This is a genomic window from Marinobacter flavimaris (assembly GCF_002933295.1).
Classification (GTDB): Bacteria; Pseudomonadota; Gammaproteobacteria; order Pseudomonadales; family Oleiphilaceae; genus Marinobacter; species Marinobacter flavimaris.
On record NZ_PSSW01000004.1, the window covers coordinates 342840 to 361202 of the forward strand.

Sequence of the window (18363 nt, forward strand, 5' to 3'; positions counted from 1 at the left end):
GCACTCTCTGGGTTCGAATTACGTCAGTGTGACAGTCATCAACCGCGTTTTGTTTCAAAGTGGTCAAGACCGGCCTGGGCACAGTCCATATCCTGCTGGGGGGTACCGGAACTGATTCCGATACCACCCACCACTTCGCCGTCGACGATCACCGGCAGACCACCGCCAACAGAGCTGATGCGCCCGCCAACTTCGGTGTGGATACCGAAAGCGAGACTGCCGGGCACGTTCACCTTGTTGTAGTCATGGGTGGCTTTCTTGGCCGCAGCCGCCGTGAAGGCCTTGTCCTGGGCAATGGTCACACTGGTGATCTTGCCGCCGTCCATGCGCTCGAAGGCCACCAGATTGCCGGATTCGTCCACCACAGCGATGCACATGGGCACACCGATTTCACGGGCCTTTTCAGCCGCGCCCTCAATGAGGATGCGCGCCTCGGCAAGGTCCAGTCGTTTGATCGTCAACATAAAGCTTTACTCCTTGATTTGATTAACCGTAAACCAGCCCTGGCAGCCAGGTTACGATGCCGGGGATCAGGACACACATGAACAGTCCGAACGCCTGAATCGCCAGGAACACCAGGGAAGACTTGAAGATGGTACCCATGGAGATTTCCGGAGGACAAACGCCGCGGATGTAAAACAGTGCGTAACCAAACGGCGGACTCAGGAAAGACATCTGCATGTTCACCAGGTACAACACACCGAACCAGAGCACCACGTCGTCACCGGCTACCGGCGGGAAGCCGAACAAGCCAGGGAATTCCAGCGCCTTCACAATCGGAATGAAGATGGGCACTGCCAGCAGCAGGATACCAACCCAGTCAAGGAACATACCCAGAACCACCAGCAAGACCATCAGCAGGAGCAGGATCCCGTACGCCGACATGCCGGTTCCAAGTATGGCGTCGGTGACAAACTGCTGACCACCCTGGAGGATGTAGAAACCGACGAATACCGATGCACCGAACATGATCCACAGAACCATGGCAGACGCCTTGGCCGTGGTCACGGAGGCTTCGCGAAGGCCGGCAATCGAGAACTTCTTGTGCATCATCGCAACGATAATGGCACCGAACGAACCGATACCAGCCGCTTCAACCGGCGTGGCAATACCACCGAAAAGCAGGCCCAGAACCAGACCAACCAGTGCAAGGGGTGCAATCAGGTTGCCCAGAAGCTTGAGCTTTTCTTTCAGACTGATCCGGTCTTCCACCGGAATGGGCGGGCCCAGCTTCGGATTCAGCCAGCTGCGCACCAGAACATAAGTCAGGTACAGACCGGAGAGCATCAGACCGGGCAACAGAGAGCCCAGATAAAGCTCGCCCACAGACTGCTGTGCAACAACGGCATACAGAATGGCCAGAATCGAAGGCGGAATGAGGATACCCAGGGTTCCACCCGCCATGATGGAGCCGATGGCAATCTTGTGGTCGTAATGACGTTTCAACATGGCCGGCAGTGCGATAATGCCCATGGTGACAACGGCGGCACCGATAACACCGACCATCGCAGCCAGAATCGTAGAGGCGACAATGGTTGCAGCAGCAAGGCCGCCACTGATGCCGCCCATCCACTTGTAAACCACGCTGAACATTTCTTCGATCAGGCCCGCGCGTTCAAGCATCGACGCCATGAAGATGAACAGAGGGATCGCAGCAATGTCGGGGTTTGCCATCAACGGGAAGATCCGGCCGGGGACAATGTTCAACATCATGGCGTCACCCACCAGGTAGATGAACATGACACCAAGACCACCGGTCACGAAAGCAAGCGGCAGCCCCATCATCAGGGCGACAGCCAGAGATCCAAACATCAGGTAGGTCAACGGCCCGATTTCGACGCCGGACAAGCTACCCGAGAGCTTGAAGAGGAATTTGTCATCACTCCATGGGTCATAAAAGAGAATGTTGATCAGTTCAACACAGATGACAAACGCCAGACCCACGGTGGCGATGATCATTAACCATGTACCCAGTTTTCCGGCCATGCCGCTGCTGGGCGCTGCAGTTGTTGTACTCATGATGTGCGCTCCTGACCGAGACGGATGAACAGTACGATGTCTTTAAGCAGCTTCGAAAAGCCGGCGAGCAGCAACAGGATTGCGCCCACAAACATCACGCCTTTCACGGGGTAATACTGGATACCCCAGGTCTCGACAGTGGTCTCTTGCATCATCAGGGAGTCCTGGAAGAAGGTCCAGGATGTGGTGGCCAGAACGGCTGCAAATATGAAGAAGAACATGGAGGTGAAAATATCCATGCCCACGCGCCCGCGAACCGGCAGGAAGTTGTAGACGACGTCTACCCGAACGTGCGCTCCGTGCAACAGCGCAAAGGCACCGGCAAGGATGTACTGCATACCGAAGATCAGGAAGCTGGCCTCATGCACCCAGATCGTTGGCATGTTAAAGATGTATCGCATCACCACTTCAAAGAAATAGAAAAGCACGGCGTTGATGGTCCAGAACGCAACGAAAAGACCTGACTTCTCGCACATCCAGTCAACGATTTTCGTAAACCAGTTACCCTCGTACTCAAAGTGAGCAAGAGGATCATCTTCTTCAGACTGCAGCTCGGAAACCGTTTTCTCGGGCTCGGCGTCATCTCCGCCGTGCTTACTGCTCCACTTATCCCAAGCCATCATGAGCAATGGCATTACCGCAAGCCAGCCCCAGTAGAACCAGTGCGGCAAAACAAAGCCAAAGGAACTCAGATCAGACATGTTGTTACCACCCAGATCAAAGAGCGAGGAAGGGAGGGCTAATCCTTAGTCGGCTAACCCTGCCTTCCTCGTGTGTCGTTTTTTATTTGAGCTTTGGAACTCAGAAGCCCTTGATGTCTTCTTCGGTTATGTAGCCAACCGTGTCGTTCATCATGTACTTCAGCTGGATATCCAGGATGGCGCGCGCGTCATCATTCTTGTTGGCCCAGTTGAACCAGATGGGGATCGCAGCTTTACGCCAGGTTTCCAGATCTTCCTGGCTCAGGCGGGTAACCGTGTCGCCATCCGCCTTGAACTTCTCCATCGCCTCGATGTTGCGCGCCTGGATGGCCAGGTAGTGCTTCTGGGAGTAGATCCGAACCTCGTCCTCAACCAGCTGCTGAAGCTCAGGCGAGATAGAGTTCCAGGCACGCAGACTGACGGTCAGATCCATCAGGTCCACCGGCTGGTAGATAGACATCACGCCGGGAGGTCCAAAGATGATGTAGTCAGTAACCTGGGAGAAGCCCAGCTCGTAGTTGACCGCAGGACCTACAAAGTCCGCCGCGTCAATGGTGCCTTTTTCGAGAGCCGGGAAAATATCCGAGCCCGGCAGACTGACCGTGGACACGCCAAACTGCTGGAAAACCTCGGCAACCATGCCTCCGGGTACGCGGATCTTCATACCTTTCAGGTCGTCAAGACTGTTTACCGGCTGCTTGGAATGGATGATGTTGGCATCGTGCTGGATCGGGCCAACGTAGAACAGGCCGAACTTCTTGTAGATTTCCCGGGTCTTCTCGAGCATACCCATGGAGTAGAACATGGTGTCCCACTGATGGGGCTGATCCGGACCCGCTGGGTAGGAAGACAGGAACACAGAGGCAGGGATCTTGCCCGCCCAGTACAGGGTGAACGGGTTCATACCCTGCAGCACGCCGTTACGAACAGCGTCAAACAGCGCGTTGTTGTCGGCAGCAACCGCCTTGGCCGGGAAGCACTGGAACTTGAGCTCTCCGCCGGACTTGGCCTCAATACTCTTACACCACTCCTCGAAGAGCGTGTAGCCCACCGTACCCGCGTCCCAGGTCGACTGGATTTTCCACGTGGTAGCAGCTTGGACCTGACCTGCGCCCATGAGCATTGCGCCTGCCAGAGTGGCGCCCATGGCGATTGTCTTGAGGAAACTTCTGCGAGGTGGGGTCTCGCCAGTGTCACAGCTATTTCGGATGTTATTCTTCGAATTCATCGAAACGTCTCCGTTGGCTTTGTTTTTATCAGCGTCTATGGCAACGCCGGCGCAGGCCGACATTAGAATGATATTCGTAGCCAATCCGGGTTTAGTCCAGTTCGGTGAGCACTGGTCTGACCAGTTTTTGAAGTATTAAAAATGGACGAAATACTCTGAATCGGCCATATTTAACGGGCTCGGACGCACATTAGCTGAGAACGGAAACACCTACAATCAGAAGCATTCACTGGTCAGACCAGAGAGCATAAACAGGCCCCCAAATGGCAATCTCCCAGGAAATCTCATATCGGCTGGAACGCCTTATTCTCGACGGCGGGCTGGCTCCGGAGCAGAAGATACCGTCCGAGCGCCAACTGGCGACCCGGCTGGGTGTTTCCCGCGCAGTGATCCGGGAAGCCCTGCATGAGCTTCAGGGCCGCGGCGTTATTGAGACCCGCCACGGCAAGGGGTCGTTTGTGGCCAGCATGGTGCCCGGCGCGAGCGAGCTGGGAGAACAGAGTCCGCTGATGCATCTTTTCGAGGGACATCCCCGCACACTTTTCGACCTTCTGGAAGTACGCGAACAACTGGAAGGCCAGGCCGCCTATCTCGCTGCCCTGCGGGCAACCCGCCTCGACCGGCATCGCATCACGAAGGCGTTCCGGGCGCTTGAGGATACCGACCCGCTTCGTAACGCCCGTCTCGACCATGGTTTCCATCTTGCGATTGTCGAGGCATCCCATAATCCGGTACTGGTGCATGTGCTCAACAGCCTGAAAAACATGATGTTGTTGACCGTTCAGGCCTCGGTTGCCAACCTGAACCCGAGAGAAGAAATGCGGAAGAAAATCGTCCGCCAGCACCGGCAGCTGTATGAGGCCGTCATCGCTGGCAAGCCGGCCAACGCCCAGAAGGTGGCGATGGCCCACGTACGGTTTGTCAGTGAGGCCATGAGAGACATGGAGAAAGACGGAGGCAAACTGATCAGGCTGCCCATTGAACAGGACAAAGCGAATGATCATTTGCGGGCAGAAGCCTAGCATGGCAAAAAGCTTGCATTGAACAATCATTCGACCACAATGTCATGCAGCGAACGGCGGTGAAATTCGGTAAAACGCTCTCTTTAAGGGATTGATTTCCGTATCCACAGTCCGTAAAACATGCGCCTTTGAATTACAGCCTCAGGAGTCACCCATGGCGGACCAAGCGCCTTTGATCTGCAGGGACATTCACAAGACCTTTGATAAGCTTGAAGTACTCAAGGGTATTTCACTGGAGACCCGCAAAGGCGACGTGGTTTCCCTGATCGGCAGCTCCGGCTCCGGCAAGAGCACCCTCCTGCGTTGTATAAACCTGCTGGAAACCCCCACTTCCGGCGACATTATCGTGCACGGCGACCCAATAAAGTTCACGACCAACCGCAGGGGCGAACGCATTCCCGCGGATAACAAGCAGGTTGAGCTGATCCGCGCCAAACTTTCCATGGTGTTCCAAAGCTTCAATCTCTGGTCTCACATGACGGTGCTGGAGAACATCGTTGAAGCGCCGATCCACGTGCTCAAGGTTCCCAAGAAGGAAGCCATCGAGCGCGCGGAAGCCTATCTGAACAAGGTGGGCATCTACGAGCGCAAGGACTACTACCCGGCCCAGATGTCCGGTGGCCAGCAGCAGCGGGCGGCTATTGCCCGGGCCCTGGCCATGGAACCGGAAGTCATGCTGTTTGACGAACCCACGTCGGCGCTGGACCCTGAGCTGGTGGGGGAAGTACTGAAGGTTATGCAAAGCCTGGCCGAGGAAGGCCGCACCATGATCGTGGTTACCCACGAAATGGCGTTCGCAAGGGATGTGTCGAGTCAGGTCCTGTTTTTGCATCAGGGCGTGATCGAGGAACAGGGTACCCCCGAAAAAGTGTTTGATCACCCGGATTCGGAACGCATGAAGCAGTTCCTGACTCCCAACTTCTGACACTCGGTGCTATCTTGAACCGGTGAAAAATAAAATGCTGGAACCAAAAACTTCCATCAAAAATAAAGCCCAAAAGGCAAACCACTGGAGAAGTGACACATGAAAAAAATGATTTTTGCAGCAAGCTGCGCCCTCGCCCTGATTGCTGGTGGCGCACAGGCCCAGGAACGGGATCTGCGTATCGCCTTCGACGTGCCCTACGAGCCGTTTGAGTACAAAGACGAAAATGGCGAACTGACCGGTTTCGAAGTGGAACTGGCCGAAGCCATGTGCGAAGAAATGAACGCCAACTGCGAATTCGTGATCCAGGCATGGGACGGCATGATCCCGGGCCTGCTGGCACGTAAATTCGATCTGATCATGTCGTCCATGTCCATCACGCCGGAGCGCGCAGAGCGGGTTCTGTTCTCCGAGCCGTATTACAACACCCCGGGTGGCTGGTTCGGCCCTGAGAGCTTCAACAGCGACGTCACCGACATGGATGCGATGGAAGGCAAGACCGTCGGCGTTCAGCGCGGCACCACCATGGACACCTACGTCACCGAAAACATGGGTGGCATTGTCAACATCAAGCGTTACACCACCGCCGATGACATGGTTCTGGACCTCGAAGGCCAGCGTCTGGACGTTGTGTTCGTAGACTATCCGGTTGGCGAGCAGACCGTCCTCACCAAGGAAGGCTTCAAGGAAGTCGGTGAGCCGGTCAAGCTGGGTCAGGGCGTGGGTGTTGCCATGCGCCAGCGCGATACCGAGCTTGCCGAAGAAGTGAACGCTGCCCTTCGCACCCTGAAGGAAGATGGTACCTACGACACCATCATGCAGAAGTACTTCGCTTACGACATCAAGATGTAAATCTGCCGAGGGGTGGCCCGTTGGGGCCGCCCCTGCTTACCGGACTTTCCCATGCTTGATCTGAAAGGCTATGGCCCGGCCCTGATGGATGGGGCAATAGTCACCATTGAACTGGCCTTCCTGTCTCTTGCTCTCTCGGTTGCCCTGGGACTGATTGGCGCGTCTGCCAAACTGTCGCAAAGCCGGGTTGCCAAAGGTATCGCGACCACCTACACCACTCTGATTCGTGGCGTGCCCGATCTGGTCATGATGCTGTTGTTCTACTATGGCGGCCAGGTTGCAGTGAATATGCTCTCGGATTACATCTGGGAAACTTACGAGATCGACTTTTTCTTTCAGTTCGACCCGTTTATCTCCGGCGTTGTAACGATCGGGCTGATTTTCGGCGCCTATATGACCGAAACTTTCCGGGGCGCGTTCCTGGCTGTTGAAACCGGCCAGATTGAGGCTGCCCGGGCCTATGGTTTTACCCGTTTTCATACCTTCCGCAGAATCATGCTGCCGCAGATGCTGCGCCATGCCCTGCCCGGTCTGGGCAACAACTGGCAGGTTCTGCTGAAGACCACCGCCCTGGTTTCGATCATTGGCCTGACCGACATGGTTCGTGTGGCGGAGGAAGCCGCCAAGGCGGAGCGCATGCCGTTCCACTTTTTCATTCCGGTGGCATTTGTCTATCTGGCCCTTACGGCGGGGTCTGAGCTGTTCATCAAGTGGCTCGATAAACGGGCCAATGTCGGCGTGGTTCAGGGGGGTTAACGGATGCCTGATTTCATTGCCGAGTGGCTGAACCAGAACGAAATCTTTACCGCCATGACCATCATGGAATACTGGGATGGCATGGTGACCACCGTGCATCTGGTGTTTCTGTCCCTGGTTATCGGTTTGCTGGTGGCGGTTCCGCTGGCCATCCTCCGGACGGTTCGCAACCCCTTCGTCTCCGGCCCGGTGTGGCTTTACACCTATCTGTTCCGCGGCACACCATTGCTGATCCAGCTTTACATCATCTATTACGGGCTGGCCCAGATTGAGGGCATCCAGGAGACCTTCTGGTGGGAGATTTTCCGGGAGCCTTTCTACCCGGCACTGCTGGCTTTCACACTGAACACGGCGGCCTATACCACGGAGATTATCCGCGGTGCGATCATATCTACACCCAACGGTGAAATTGAAGCAGCCAAAGCCTATGGCATGAACTGGTTTATGCGGATGCGGCGGATTGTGCTGCCAAGTGCAGCGCGGCGGGCGGTGCAGGCCTACTCCAACGAGGTGATCTTCATGCTGCACGCCAGTGCGATTGCGAGTGTGGTAACCATTGTGGATCTGACGGGGGCAGCCCGTAATATTTACTCCCGGTTTTATGCGCCGTTTGATGCGTTTATCTTTGTGGCACTTTGCTATATGGCGCTCACGTTTATACTGGTTTTTGCCTTTCGCAAACTCGAAACTCATCTTCTGAAGCATCAGCGGCCGGTGAACGGCTGAGCCCCAGGCTTCCAGTTTGGTGCCGGGCCGGTTGGCGGGTGTCTTCCCGGGAGACGCTACGAGCACATCCATGTGCGCTTGACTGAGGCCATCCATGGCCTCAGACACTCCCGGGAAGGCACCCGCCAACCGCCCTCTGACTTTTCCGTGGAGTCCCCATGACCGTTAGTTCGGATCTATTTGGCAGTTCCCATGATTGGCTCTCACACACCCTCGACAACGCGGATGCATCACTCCCAGAAACCAAAGCCTTCCTCCCTGACGGCACGCGTATCAGCCGCAAAGCCGTAGGCGTTCTGGACATTGTCCCCCCGGCGGCACGCAGCAATCCGAATGCCGAGGCCATCATCGTTTCTGCAGGTGTTCACGGGAACGAAACAGCGCCCATTGAGGTTCTTAACAGACTGGTTTCCGAACTGATTGATGGCGAATGGGAGCTGGCTTGCCCGGTCTTGCTGATTCTGGGTAATCCGCCGGCGATGGTCGCAGGGAAGCGCTTTCTGGAAGTGAACCTCAATCGGCTGTTCGATGGCGCGCATAGTCGGAACGAGTATGAGGGGCTGGCCGAGGCTGCGCGGGCGCAGGAGCTTGAGGAGGCTTGCCGGCAGTTTGCCATGGCCAATCCCCAGGCGCTCTATCACTACGACCTGCACACGGCCATTCGGCCGTCACACCGGGAGCGGTTTGCACTGTATCCGTTTGTTGAGGGCCGGACGGTTCCGGTCGACCAGCGTGATTTTCTGCTGGAGGCGGAGGTGGAGACGCTTCTGCTGCAGCACAAGGCGGGCACCACGTTTTCGTCGTTTTCCTCGTCGCTGTTGAAGGCCGAGAGTTTTACCATGGAGTTGGGTAAGGTTCGGCCGTTTGGTCAGAATGATCTGGGGCGCTTTTCCGGCATCCAGGATGCCTTGCGACGGCGGTTCCGGGGGCTACCCTCACCTGCGCCGCAGCCGCCGTTTGATCACCTGACGGTGTTCGAGGTGGTGCATGAGATTCTGAACACCGGGAAGAACTTCCGGTTCCACATTCCGGACGATGTCGCCAATTTCACCGAGTATCAGCCCGGCACAGTCATCTGGGAGGACGACGAGACCAGTTACCGGGTGGGGCATTCACCAGAGGCGATTGTGTTCCCCAATCCGGAGGTTCCGGTGGGCCATCGAGTCGGGCTGATGATCCGGCCAGAAACGGGGTCAGATGAAAGTTTCATCTGACCCTCGTTCCGGCTGATCAGGCCGGGGCGTTTTCGGGTTCCGGCACGCTGGCTTTGATCAACTGGGTGCAGACAGCCGGGATGACCAGCAGCGTGAGCACCGTTGAGGCCAGCAGGCCGGAGATGATGGCCCAGGCCATGGGTGGCCAGAGCGTGGAGCTTGAGAACGCCAATGGCAGCAGGCCGGCCACGGTGGTTGCTGTGGTCAGCAGGATCGGGCGGGTGCGCTGCTCTACCGCGTTGCGCATGGCGTCGCGGATGTCTCTTCCTTTCTCCAGTTCCCGATCCATCACGTCCAGCAGAACGATGGCGTTGTTCACCACGATTCCCACGAGGGCGATCACGCCAAGCAGAGACTGGAAACCGAAGGGTGAGCCGGACAGCACCAATCCGGGGAAAATACCGACGGTAGCCAGCGGCACCGTCAGAAGGATAATGCCGACCCGGCGGAAGGAGTTGAACTGCAGCAGCAGGAAGAACAGCAGCAAAAGCATCCCGATGGGGGCTGCGGTGAGCAATGCGGTATTGGCTTCACCGGAGCCCTCAGCATCGCCGCCCATGGCCATGCGGGTACCCGGCGGTAACGGGTTTCTCTCAAGCCCTGCGTAAAGGCCGTCCAGAGCCTGGCTGAAGCTGTAACCGGTTTCGAGATTAGCCGTGACGGTGTTCATTCTTACGCCATCACGCAGGTATCGAGCCGCCGGTTCCCAGGTGGTATCCACTGTCGCTACTGCTGAGAGCGGTACGGCGTCCCCCCGGTCGTTGTAGATATTCACTGACAGCAACCGTGAAAGCGACAGGGCCGTGCCCTCGCGGGAACGCAGCACCAAGGGGATGGGATCCTCTTCCTGGCGATAGCGCTCAGCCACCACACCAAAGCTCTGGCCATAGAGGCTCTGGGCCACATCGGCCCGGGTCAGGCCGTAGCGGGCCGCCGTGGCATCGTCGACGTTGATGGCAATACTCGGAACGCCAATATCCAGGTCATGGCGGACATCAACCGTGCCCTCAACGCCTCTCAGAATGCTGAAGATCCGCTCCACCGCTTCGATCCGGGCACCATCATTGGCATGGTAGACACGGATTTCCACCGGCGCAGCCCTGGGCGGCCCCTGCCCGAGGATACCCACGGTCACATCCAGTTCCGGCATCTGGTCTTTCACGTGCGCGCGAATCCAGCGGATCATGCCGGTAGTGTCTTCCAGTGTGGGTGTGGTAACCACCAGCCGTGCCCGGTTCGGTGCCTGGGGGGCGCGCTGCAGGTTGTAATAAAATGAAGGTCCGGTGAAGCCTACGAACCGGTGGACCTTCAGGGCGTCCGGCTGTGAACGGATAATTCGCTCCAGACTTTCCGTGGCCTCAGCCGTGCGGGCCTGGTCGGTGCCTTCGGGCATGTAGACTTCGACAATCACCCTCGGGCGATCGGCATTCGGAAAGAACTGCTGGGCCATGAAGGGGGTCATCGCAAGGCTGATGCCCACAAGTATGGCGCCGGCGGTAATCAGCCGTCCGGGGTAACGGGATACCAGGCCACCCAGAAAACGGGCTACTCCGATCAATCGGTCCTGGCCCGCCTTGCGGCGGGGCTTCAGGAATCTGGCCGCCAGCAAGGGAACGGCGGAGATAGCCAACAGATAGCTGACGGACAGTGTCAGCATGATCATAACCGGCACGCCACGGGTGAAATCCGCAGCACCGCCCTTGGCCAGAAGCAGGGGTGCGAAGGCCGCCAGTGTCGTTCCCGTTGAGGCACCCAGCGGGCCGGCCAGCTCGCTGACGGCCTGGCGCAGGGCATCCAGCCGCCGCATGCCCTCATCCAGGTGCCCCTGGATGTTTTCGACGATCACGATGGCGTTGTCGATCAGGATGCCCAATGAGATCACCATGCCAATGACGGCGATCTGATGCAGCACGCCCCCACCGAGGTCATAGAGCCCGACACTGATCAGGGCAACCATGGGCAGAATGGACGCGACCAGCAGCCCCATACGAATGCCCATGCCGGTAAAGACCACCGCCACGATGATCAGCACTGAAAGCACCAGGCTCCAGGCCAGGTTATCGAGCCGTTCCTGCACCTTGTCCGGCTGGAAGAACATCTCCCGGATCTCGTAGGGTTCAAAGTCTCCGCGAATCTGCTCCATGCGTTCGCGCACCCGCTGACCAAAGCGGATCGCATCGGTGGTGCCCTCTTCCATAATGATGGAGACCAGCACCACCCGTTCGCCGTCGTACCAGGTTTCCGGCTGTCTGGGTTCTACTGGTCCACGCCAGACATCCGCTGCCGCGGCCAGGGGCACCTGTGAGCCATCCGGAAGTTCAATGGGCGTGGCGCGGATGGCGTCAATATCGGCAAACTCGCTGTTGGGAAGGACCGACAGGCGGCGGCCATTGACCACCACGAAGCCGCCGGGAATGGTCTGGTTTCGCCGCGCCAGCGTGTCCAGCACCCGCGCCGGTGAGATACCAAGCCGGAAGAGCGCGGCATCGTCCAGTGCCAGGGTAATCTGCTCGTCTGCATCGCCTTCCAGCTCAATCCGGGAAACCCCCGGCAAATCCGAGAGGTTCTGCTTCAACCGTTCAGCAACGTCGGATAGTTCCGTTACCGAGGGCGAGCCACCTACGGCCATGACGATGGCAGGAATATCGATTAGACGGTCATCAAGTACCATCCGGCCCACATCGTCCGGGAAGTCCTGCTTCGCGCGCTCCATGGCCTGGCGCACTCGGTCCCAGGCGGGGTCGGTGTCGTAGATGTCGTCATTCAGGCGCAGGCGCACGATGGCAACGCCGGTACGGGCGGTGGACTGGGTATAATCCACCTCCTCCACCTGCCGAAGTTCATCCACCAGGGGCCTGAGTACGAGCCGTTCAACGGCCTCGGCGCTGGCACCCGGATAGTTGATGCTGATCAGGCCGGCCCGGTAGGGAAACGACGGGTCTTCCTGGCGTGGCATGGTGCTGTAAGCCGCGATACCCAACAGGCAGAGCATGGTCACCACCATGCCCAGCAGACGCTGGCAGTTCAGAAGCCGGCGGGTCATCAGCGCACCTCCACGGCATCACCGTCCGCCAGCCGTGTCATGCCGGCATAAACCACCAGGTCACCCGGGGACAAATCGCCAGAGGTAACCACCACCCGCTCGCCCACGACCCGGTCGACTTCCACCGCAACACGGGAGGCCACATTATCCCGGACCCGGAACACACTGACGCCCTCGGCGTTGCGGATCACCGACAGCAGGGGCACTGTGATGGCAGATTCCCGAACAGGCGTGATGCCCACTTCTACCGGCTGGCCGGGCTCCAGGGTGTTTACCGGCAGGCTCACCAGAACCGGATGCAGCTCGCCGCGAATGGCGCTGGCCTGGGCAATCTCGACCACCGAACCGGATTGTGGCGGGCGGCTGCGGTCCTGGACGGACCAGACAGGCAAGGTTTGCTCCAGCTCGACATGATCCAGCAGATACGCCGGTACCCGCACCTCTACCTCACGGCCCTCGGGCGAGGAAAGCCGCATCACCGGCTGTCCGGCCGCCACGAATTCGTCCCGCTCCACCAGCAGGGCTTCAACCCGTCCGGAAAAGGGCGCCCGAAGTGTACTTTCCTCGAGCAGCTGGGTTGCCTCCGCCAGGGACGCCCGCGCCGTTGCGACGCTCGCCTCCAGGGAGTCCCGCCGAGCTGCGAGCTGCTCCAGCGTCTGTTCGGACACCACACCGCGCTCGTGCAATCGGCTGGAGCGCTCCCACTCCCGCTGAGCCTGCTGATACTGGGTTCTCAACTCTTCCAGGCGGGCCCTGGCAGAATCCCGGGCCGGCTCCAGGCCAGGATTGTAGACCCGGGCGAGCAGATCACCGGCCTGCACCTTCTGACCGAGCTCCACCGCCTGCTCCTTGAGGGTGCCACTGACCTGGAAGGTCAGTGTCGCTCGCTGGGTAGCACGAACAATTCCGGAAAACCGCAGCGGCATATCCTGGCTCTCGCCGCCGGAAACTTCAGACACACGCACTGAAACCTTCTGCTGCCCGGACTCCGGGGCTACGTCACTGGCTTTACAGCCCGACAGAAACAGTGAAAAAACCGCAAGAGAAACGATGGCAACGGGGATTCGAAGTGGTGTCATGACTCTTCCTTTCATCCTTGCTTGTGTAGTTGGCGGGGTCCTGTCCCTGGAGAAACCCGATGATTGATTTAGACATCATGTCATTCTTTGACATTTTGTCAATAATCGGGTTTGATTCGATTTCAGGTATCCTATGCGTGCTGTTGCCAACTTACCGGATGATTGAATGAGCGAACCGCTGAAAACCCGTCGCGAGCGTGAGAAACAGGCCCGTTACGACACCATCCTGGACGCCGCCGAACTGGTGTTCTCGGAAAAGGGCTACGAACGCACGTCCATGGACGACATCGCCCGTACCGCCAGCCTCAGCCGGGCCTTGCTGTACGTGTACTTCAAGGACAAGGCTGCGATACAGAGGGGCATTATGCTCAGGGCGGGCCATAGCCTGTTCCGTCGATTTGAAGAGGCAAGACAGACCGCGGATAACGGGCTGGGCCAGATCCGGGCGATGGGAGAATCCTATTATCGCTTCTATCTGGAGGAACCGGATTACTTCTCGGCTTTGACCAAGGCGTCCACCGCCATGGCGGAGGCAGACGAAAGTCAGGCAGAGGAAATGTTGTGCTCCAAATCAGACCTGATGGAGCTGATGGTGGGGGCCATCGAACTGGGGCTACGAGACGGCACCATGAACCGCGACCGGATCAACGACCCCGTTCAGACTGCACTGTACCTGCGCGGGGCCCTGCACGGAGTGATCCTGCTATGCCAGTCGGAAATGGGCGAGGGTAACCCGGCGTTTCCGGCCGAGCAGCTGATCCGGCACACCATGGATATGCTGACGTCGTCGATTTCTGCCTGACAACTCGCAGTCCGGCAGGCTGCTAGAGCTGGAAATCGTAGATGGAGCCTAGGCCCATGATCCCGGTGAGTTCGTCCAGGGCTTTGCGAACCTCTTCCAGCAACATCGGATCGCTAAGCTCGTTCTGGCTGAGTTCATCGCGGTAATGGGCTTCCACCCAGGTGGTCAGGCGCTCATACAGTTCATCGGTGAGCAACACACCCCGGTTGATGGCTTTCAGCTCATCGTCGTTGAGCACCACCCTCAACCGCAGACAGGCCGGGCCACCGCCATTGCGCATAGACTGCTTGACGTCGAACACTTCCACCGCGGTGATCGGCCCGCCGGACTTCACCAGGCCATCCAGATAACGGCTGACCGAAGCCACTTCACGGCACTCGCCGGGCACCGCCAGCAGCATGCCGTCGGGTGTGTTCAGCAACTGACTGTTGAACAGGTAGGAGGCCACCGCATCTTCCAGCGGCACATCGGCACTGCTGACCCGGACCGCTTCCAGCTCGGCACCGGTGAGCCGCTCCCTGATGTCCGCCAGCACCTGCGCTTCGTTAAGAAACGCCATTTCATGGTAGAAAAGCGTATTACCGTTGCCCACCGCTATCACGTCGTTGTGGAAAACGCCGCCATCAATGGCGTCCGGATTCTGTTGGGCAAACACCGCATTCTGGTCCCTGAGACCATGCAGCCGTGCCACCGCCTGGGATGCCTCAAGCGTTTGCCGTGCCGGGTATTTCTTCGGAGCCGGAGCCTGCTCGTTGAACGCCATCTGGCCATACACAAACAGTTCCACGCCGGGCTCACCGTAACCGGCACACAACCGGGTGTGGTTGGCCGCGCCCTCATCGCCAAAGTGGCTCACTGATGGCAGCGCCGGATGGTGCGCAAAATAGCTCTCGTCGGCAAAAATGGATTTCAGAGCCCGTCCGGTCACCGCATGCTCAATGGAACGGTGGAACTTGGCGCTCAGGTTGGCCGGAGTGAAATGCACGCGATGGTCAGAGGTATCGGCACTCGGCGATACCGTGGCCGCATTGGCCGTCCACATCGGCGACGCAGAAGAGACTGCCGCCAGGATCGATGGACTGGATTTGGCCGCCTGCTCGAGAACGCGAGCGTCCGGACCTTCGAACCCCAGGGCCCGAAGTGTCGGAATATGCGGCCGCTCATGGGGAGGCAGAACGCCCTGCACATAGCCCCGGTCCGCAAGGCGCTTCATTTTGGCCAGGCCCTGCAGTGCCGCCTCTTTCGGATTCGAGACGGAACTGACATTGGATTTGGAGGCTACATTGCCCCAGGACAGTCCCGCGTAATTGTGGGTGGGACCGACCAGACCATCGAAGTTTGCTTCAACCGCGTGTTTCACCATGGCACTGGGTTCCGTTAATCGAAATTGAGGCCGGGTGCCAGAGACTCTGGCATCTCACTCTTGCCGGCCTCCAGAGAAGCCATGGGCCAGGCACAGTAGTCGGCAGCGTAGTAGGCGCTCGGGCGATGATTGCCACTGGCGCCAACACCACCAAAGGGCGCCGCGCTGCTGGCGCCGGTCAGCGGCCGGTTCCAGTTCACGATACCGGCGCGCACTTCTTCCACCAGCCGTTCATAGAGTTTCCGGTCGTCCGTCAGGATGCCCGCTGACAGCCCGTAGTGAGTATCGTTCGCCAGTGCCAGTGCATCATCAAAGCTCTTGTAGCGATACACCTTCAGCAAGGGGCCAAAGAACTCTTCATCGGTCACGTCCAGACCTGTGGCATCCACGATACCAGGCGACAGCAGGCCGGTTCCGGACTTCAGGGACTTCATCTCCAGCAGGGATTTGCCGCCCTTCTCAAGCAGGCTGGCCTGGGCCGCCAGGAGTTTTTCGGCGGCCTCCGCGGAAATCACGGAGCCCATAAACGGCTGCGGATCGGCATCGAACTCGCCGACCTTGATTCGGGCGGAGACTTCCACCAGCCGGTCGATGAACGCGTCACCTTTCTTGCCCTTGGGTACCAGCAGGCGACGTGCACAGGTACAGCGCTGACCGGCCGACAGGAAGGCCGACTGCAGGGCATGGTGCACTGCACCATCCACATCAGCCACATCCTGAACGATCAGCGGGTTGTTGCCGCCCATCTCCAGGGCCAGGATTTTCTCAGGCTGGCCACCGAACTGTTTGTGCAACAGATGACCCACGGTAGAACTGCCGGTAAAGAACAGGCCGTCAATCAACGGGTGGCCGGCCAGGGATTTGCCCGTGGCAGAAGCGCCCTGGACGAGGTTGATCACTCCATCGGGAATGCCGGCCTTCTCCCAGAGTTTTACCGTCAGCTCGGCGACCCCCGGGGTCAGCTCACTCGGTTTGAACACCACCGTGTTACCGGCGAGCAAAGCCGGCACTATGTGGCCATTCGGCAAATGCCCTGGAAAGTTGTAGGGGCCGAAAACCGCAACGACCCCGTGGGGCCGGTGCCTGAGCACGGCGTGACCACCGGCAACATCGGATTCAGATGTCCCGGTACGGTCGTTGTAGGCTTTCACGGAAATGCCGATCTTGCCGATCATCGCCGCCACTTCCGTGCGGGATTCCCACAGCGGCTTGCCGGTCTCCAGGCCAATCTGGTGTGCCAGCTCTTCCTTGTGAGCCTCAAGCAGTTCACCAAAGGCTTCAACAACGGCCTGGCGTTCGGCAAAGCTCTTGCGCTGCCACTTCACAAAGGCATTGCGGGCTTCACGAACGGCCGCATCCACATCCTCCAGATTGGCGCTTTCGCCATCCCAGAGTGTTTCACCGGTCACCGGCTGGACAGATTCGAATACCGGCCCGTGGCCCGGTAGCCAGAGCCCGTCGATAAACAGTTCACCCGTCAGCTTTGCCATTTCGATGCACCTCCCGGTACTGAGCTTCTATAACTATGTTTGGTCAGCAGCCCCGAGTCTTTCAAGGGGGCCAGGCGAACCGGATCGCCAGATTCAATCTGCAAGGCTTCGGCAACTTCAGGTGGCAGGCTGACGGTATCCGGTCCGATACAATCTATCGGCACGGTAGTCACCCGGAAATCCCGGAATGAGCGGTTCGAAACCATGACCCGCTCCTCAGATGGAACGTCCAGGTTGACCGGTTTGCGAGTGACCATGGCGTGCCGGTTCATGCCTTCGCGAACCGTCCGGACATTGTGAACGAAGGCTTCAACCACGGGCCCGCCATCAAATATGTCTACCAGTCCGTTGAAGTTGAACCCCTCGGACTGAAGCATCCGGAGTGCCGGAGCGGTGTTGTCATGGACCCGGCCGATCACGGCACGTGCGGAATCCGGCAACATGGACAGGTATATCGGATACTTGGGCATCAACTCGGCAATAAACGACTTGTTGCCCAGCCCCGAGAGCATGTCCGCTTCGCTGAACTCCATGTCGAAGAATTTGGTTCCCAGCGCGTCCCACAGAGGGCTCCGGCCGTTGGCATCCGACACGCCCCGCATTTCCGCGAAGATTTTTTCCGAGAAGTGTTTGCGGAATTCATCCAGGTACATGAACCGGCAGCGGGAAAGCAGCAGGCCGCTGCCTCCGCCTTTGTACTCATCGGAGAGCAGCAGGGAGCAGATTTCGCTGGTATCGGTCATGTCGTTTGACAGATGCAGCGTTGGAGTCCGCACGTGCACACCCAGCTCTTTCGAGGCATTGACGGTGACGCTCAGACGGTAATTGTAGAAAACTTCATCCAGACCAACGCGAGCCTGGATACCGCTGATACCGACCGTTTTCTTGCGTTCGGTATCCTCCAGAGCGAAGAGATAGAGCCCTGCTTCCGGTGCAATGCGCTGGTTGAAGGTTTCACGGGCGTGATTGATCTTCTTCTGCAGCAGCTCGCGATCCGCCGGCAGGGTGGTCAGCCCCTTCCCGGCGCTTTGGGCCATGGCATACAGGTCGTCCAGATCGTTTTCCTGCAACGGGCGAATTACCAGCATGGTGTCGCCTCCGTGATCCCGGCGGATTGATACGTAACTGCGTCCTCGGTGCCCG

At 58.5% G+C, this 18363-nt stretch carries 16 protein-coding genes; 7 read left to right on the top strand and 9 right to left on the bottom strand.

The annotated features are described in order from the left end of the window. Positions 1–38 precede the first annotated feature (38 nt). From MDHKLMBL_RS10105 to dctP, 4 genes are all read right to left on the bottom strand, one after another. Entirely contained in the window at positions 39–464 is a 426-nt protein-coding gene (locus MDHKLMBL_RS10105; protein WP_008169282.1) for a GlcG/HbpS family heme-binding protein, read from the bottom strand. A 22-nt stretch (positions 465–486) separates the two neighbouring features. Next, positions 487–2019: a TRAP transporter large permease gene (locus tag MDHKLMBL_RS10110; RefSeq protein ID WP_008169280.1), complete on the bottom strand. Its 1533-nt coding sequence runs from the start codon at positions 2017–2019 to the stop codon at positions 487–489. Continuing rightward, a complete protein-coding gene (locus MDHKLMBL_RS10115; RefSeq protein WP_008169278.1) occupies positions 2016–2720 on the bottom strand; it encodes a TRAP transporter small permease subunit in 705 nt (234 codons plus the stop codon). Before MDHKLMBL_RS10115 ends, MDHKLMBL_RS10110 begins: the two co-directional genes overlap by 4 nt. Before the next feature lie 100 nt (positions 2721–2820). Then, the gene (gene dctP / locus MDHKLMBL_RS10120; RefSeq protein ID WP_008169277.1) at positions 2821–3867 is read right to left on the bottom strand and encodes a TRAP transporter substrate-binding protein DctP; all 1047 of its coding nucleotides are present in this window, start codon (positions 3865–3867) and stop codon (positions 2821–2823) included. 344 nt (positions 3868–4211) lie between these two features. Here dctP and MDHKLMBL_RS10125 point away from each other — a divergent pair, with 344 nt between their 5' ends. From MDHKLMBL_RS10125 to astE, 6 genes are all read left to right on the top strand, one after another. Further along, entirely contained in the window at positions 4212–4970 is a 759-nt protein-coding gene (locus MDHKLMBL_RS10125; protein WP_008169272.1) for an FCD domain-containing protein, read from the top strand. Positions 4971–5124: 154 nt separating this feature from the next. Continuing rightward, a complete protein-coding gene (locus MDHKLMBL_RS10130) occupies positions 5125–5895 on the top strand; it encodes an ABC transporter ATP-binding protein (protein WP_104270738.1) in 771 nt (256 codons plus the stop codon). Positions 5896–5994: 99 nt separating this feature from the next. Then, entirely contained in the window at positions 5995–6747 is a 753-nt protein-coding gene (locus MDHKLMBL_RS10135; RefSeq protein WP_053113018.1) for a transporter substrate-binding domain-containing protein, read from the top strand. A 51-nt stretch (positions 6748–6798) separates the two neighbouring features. Continuing rightward, positions 6799–7503 carry an ABC transporter permease gene (locus MDHKLMBL_RS10140; protein ID WP_053113019.1) on the top strand — a complete coding sequence of 235 codons (705 nt, stop codon included), beginning with the start codon at positions 6799–6801 and terminating at the stop codon, positions 7501–7503. A 3-nt stretch (positions 7504–7506) separates the two neighbouring features. Continuing rightward, positions 7507–8229, top strand: coding sequence for an ABC transporter permease (locus MDHKLMBL_RS10145; RefSeq protein ID WP_008169264.1), 723 nt, complete (start codon positions 7507–7509; stop codon positions 8227–8229). A gap of 158 nt (positions 8230–8387) precedes the next feature. Continuing rightward, positions 8388–9443 (top strand): succinylglutamate desuccinylase, encoded by a 1056-nt coding sequence (astE, locus tag MDHKLMBL_RS10150; protein ID WP_104270739.1) that lies wholly within the window; start codon positions 8388–8390, stop codon positions 9441–9443. 16 nt (positions 9444–9459) lie between these two features. Here the strand turns inward: astE and MDHKLMBL_RS10155 are convergent, their stop codons facing one another. Together MDHKLMBL_RS10155 and MDHKLMBL_RS10160 are read right to left on the bottom strand one after the other, a co-directional pair. Further along, complete coding sequence (locus MDHKLMBL_RS10155) at positions 9460–12486, bottom strand: efflux RND transporter permease subunit (protein ID WP_008169259.1); 3027 nt, start codon at positions 12484–12486, stop codon at positions 9460–9462. Further along, positions 12486–13565 carry an efflux RND transporter periplasmic adaptor subunit gene (locus MDHKLMBL_RS10160; RefSeq protein ID WP_092033301.1) on the bottom strand — a complete coding sequence of 360 codons (1080 nt, stop codon included), beginning with the start codon at positions 13563–13565 and terminating at the stop codon, positions 12486–12488. The genes MDHKLMBL_RS10155 and MDHKLMBL_RS10160 overlap by 1 nt, the downstream gene beginning before the upstream one ends. Before the next feature lie 166 nt (positions 13566–13731). Between MDHKLMBL_RS10160 and MDHKLMBL_RS10165 the strand changes: the two genes are divergently transcribed. After that, positions 13732–14367: a TetR/AcrR family transcriptional regulator gene (locus MDHKLMBL_RS10165; RefSeq protein WP_014578267.1), complete on the top strand. Its 636-nt coding sequence runs from the start codon at positions 13732–13734 to the stop codon at positions 14365–14367. Between the two features lie 22 nt (positions 14368–14389). Here the strand turns inward: MDHKLMBL_RS10165 and astB are convergent, their stop codons facing one another. The 3 genes from astB to astA are packed head-to-tail and all read right to left on the bottom strand — an operon-like array spanning position 14390 to position 18308. Further along, positions 14390–15730: an N-succinylarginine dihydrolase gene (gene astB, locus MDHKLMBL_RS10170; protein ID WP_104270740.1), complete on the bottom strand. Its 1341-nt coding sequence runs from the start codon at positions 15728–15730 to the stop codon at positions 14390–14392. Positions 15731–15744: 14 nt separating this feature from the next. Beyond that, positions 15745–17220, bottom strand: a complete 1476-nt coding sequence (gene astD, locus MDHKLMBL_RS10175) for a succinylglutamate-semialdehyde dehydrogenase (RefSeq protein ID WP_053113022.1) — start codon at positions 17218–17220, stop codon at positions 15745–15747. After that, on the bottom strand, positions 17208–18308 hold the full coding sequence (gene astA, locus MDHKLMBL_RS10180) for an arginine N-succinyltransferase (protein WP_014578269.1): 1101 nt from the start codon (positions 18306–18308) through the stop codon (positions 17208–17210). Before astA ends, astD begins: the two co-directional genes overlap by 13 nt. Positions 18309–18363 lie beyond the last annotated feature (55 nt).